The organism is Caulobacter sp. 17J65-9, assembly GCF_010975005.1.
Taxonomy (GTDB): Bacteria; Pseudomonadota; Alphaproteobacteria; order Caulobacterales; family Caulobacteraceae; genus 17J80-11.
In genome coordinates this window covers 1-1679 of the sequence record NZ_JAAIVC010000289.1, presented here as the reverse complement: position 1 = coordinate 1679, position 1679 = coordinate 1, and the positions used below count along the sequence as shown (strand labels likewise).

1 pseudogene is annotated in these 1679 nt (G+C 76.8%); it reads right to left on the bottom strand.

Annotation, left to right across the window (positions count from 1 at the left end):
* Window positions 1-1677 (bottom strand): annotated as a pseudogene (locus G3573_RS21390) (ATP-dependent DNA helicase); the annotation flags it as partial.
* Between the last annotated feature and the right edge of the window lie 2 nt (window positions 1678-1679).

Sequence of the window (1679 nt, the reverse complement as noted above, 5' to 3'; positions counted from 1 at the left end):
CGCCCGGGCGGCGGCGGGCGCGGCGGCCGCCACGGCGTCGGTGATCGGGCGGGCCGAGCACTCCATGCCGAGGTCGCCGCCCCGGGGGTCTGCGCGGGCGCGCAGCTGGTCCAGGGCCGCGGCCAGCAGGGTCTCGATCGGGCCGATCGGGTTGATCTCACCCGACGGCGGGGCGATGCGGCCGGACCAGCCCTCGCCCGGCAGGGCGGCGGCGGCGCGGATCACCTGGCTGAGCGCGTCGCGAGCGTCGTCGCGGTGGGCGACCAGTTCGCCCAGCCGCTGCTCCAACCCGCGCCCGCGGCGGCCCCGGCCCTCCGGCCCACGGATCCAGCGGCGCAGCTCCGCCGCCTCCTGGCCGGACAGGCAGGCGGAAAAGGCGCTGTCGGCGGCGTCGAACAGGTGGTGGCCCTCGTCGAACACCACGCGCTTCAGCAGCGTGGTCTCGACGTCGGTCTTCAGGCCGCGCGCGGCGCGGGCCCCGTCAAAGGCCGCCTGGCTCAGCACCAGGGCGTGGTTGGCGACCACCAGGTCGGCCCGGCGCGAAGCGCGCACGGTCTTCTCGACGAAGCAGGTGCGGTAGTGCGGACAGGCGGCGTGCACGCACTCGCCGCGGCGGTCGACCAGGTTGGCGGGCGAGACCTGGGCCGCGCCTCCGACCGCGAACAGGGTCGGCAGCCAGGCCGGGAAGTCGCCGCCGGTCATGTCGCCGTCGCGGGTGGCCAGCACCCAGCGGGCGACCAGGCCCACGCCGATCGGATCGGCGGTGCCCAGCGCCGAGGCCTGGGCCATGTCCTGGAAGTTCAGCAGGCAGAGGTAGTTCTCGCGGCCCTTGCGCACCACGGCCTTTTTGGCGCGCACCTCCGGGTCGGGCCAAAGCGCGCGGGTCTCGCGGTCGATCTGGCGCTGCAGGGCGCGGGTGTAGGTCGACACCCACACCGCGGGACCGTTCTTCTCCGCCCACAGCGAGGCGGGGGCGAGATAGCCCATGGTCTTGCCCACGCCCGTGCCGGCCTCGGCCAGCAGCACGCGCGGCGCGCCTTCGCGGTCGCGCGGCATGAAGGCGTAGGACGCCTCGGCCGAGAAGTCGGCCTGGGAGGGGCGGGCCTCGTCCAGGCCGGCGCGGTTCAGCAGTTCCTGCAGCCGCCCGCGCGCCTGCTCGGCGTCGACCGGCATGGAGCCCGGCTCGCCCAGCGGCGCCTGGTCCTCCCACTCCGGCAGGCGGGTCCAGACGTCCACGCCCGAGCCGCGGTGGCGGCGCTCACGGATCGGGCCCGAGCGCAGGGCGCCGGCCACCCGCGTGGCCCAGCCCCAGCCGGCCCGGCCGAGCGTCTCGGCCAGCTGCAGCGCCTCTTCGCGGTTGGGCCACGGGTTGGCGGCCAGCTCGTCCAGCAGCACGCGGCAAGCCTCGCGCAGGGCCGAGGCCTGGGCCTCCGCCCCGACCGGCTCGGTCATGCCCAGCGCCAAAGCGAGGCCCGCGGCCGAAGGGGCGCAGAACTTCGCCGGCCGCACGAAGGCGTAGAGCTCCAGCGCGTCGAGGATGTCGGGCGTGCGCCCCGGCGCGGCCAGGCCCAGCCGGCGCGCCGTCAGCCCGGCGTGGGCGACGATCACCGGCCCGGTCGTGAACAGGCGCTCGGCCTGCGAGCGCGGCAGCGCCCGCGCGCCCTCAGCGTCGGCCACGG